Annotated in this window: 1 protein-coding gene; it reads right to left on the reverse strand. The window is 38.2% G+C overall.

Translation table 11 applies throughout. The features are described from left to right. Positions 1-365: 365 nt before the first annotated feature. Complete coding sequence (locus FFR48_RS28025; RefSeq protein ID WP_236104234.1) at positions 366-926, reverse strand: hypothetical protein; 561 nt, start codon at positions 924-926, stop codon at positions 366-368. Positions 927-1,063: the final 137 nt, after the last annotated feature.

The raw sequence follows: 1,063 nt of genomic DNA on the forward strand, positions 1-1,063 counted from the left end.
CAAAAAATGAAACGCACTGCTATGGATAACGATTACATGATTCAAGTTCTCAGTTCTTGTTTCATTGACTCTACATTAGATTCCGATAAGCCCTTATGTCAAGCCTGATTGAGATGCTCTTACCCTGTAAGCAGAAGTCATACAGCACGCTCCGCTAAAAGCTTTCAATGCTAAATACAAAGAATGAAAACAACCGCGCAGAGTGTAAATTATCTCAATTTGCTAAATCTTTGTTTTTGCTGTTATATAGCATTTCTCAAGCTAGTGAGGTACAGATTTTTTTAGTTTTAGTAAACAGTAAATCAATTAGAGTGTACATTACTAGACTAAGAAACGCTAAAAGCTGATTACTGATAGCTGAATACTTACCTTTCAACTTTCAAGAAATTATTAACAACAACTGAAACCTCCATACCTTCAGGTAAATACTGAATATTAGGACGTTGCAATAATTCTTGCACTGCTTGATCAGAACGTCTCGATAAGCGATCGCTCAATGGATCAAAAAATCCCTCCAATGCAGCAGCCCATATCTGCGGGTCAGCATTAGTAGTAACCGTACTTTGATTAAAACTTCCACCAGAAACAACAGTGCTAGATTGAGTACGAGGTTGATTAACTATACTACCCACTCTCCCCAAACTACTCAGTAATCCTACCAATAAATCTTGTTTGGCAATATCTGACCCTGCATCATGCAGTTTTTGAGCAAGTAATGGACGCTTATTTTTACCCCTAATTAATAACGTATTAGCTGGTATTGTTTCCTGTTTAATTGTACCTTGGGAATTAGGATAAACCAATGCAATGCCAGTAGCCGAAACCAAATTACTCTTACTTACAGATGTAGTTTTAGCAACCACAACAGTACCAGCAGGAAACGCAACCGTGCCATCTGTAGCTTTGAGAGGTTTAGTTAACTCCACAGCAAAGCGGTCATTAGACCTGTCCGAAAATTAAAAAGGCAGTCTGTGTATGGCTTTGAGGATGTTCTCATTTCAGCCAGACTTGACGTAATCATCAGGGCTAGAGATAGTTACTGTTAGTATAGCCCGGAAAAAAT

Origin of the sequence: Sphaerospermopsis reniformis (genome assembly GCF_005402885.1) — a bacterium.
Classification (GTDB): domain Bacteria; phylum Cyanobacteriota; class Cyanobacteriia; order Cyanobacteriales; family Nostocaceae; genus Sphaerospermopsis; species Sphaerospermopsis kisseleviana.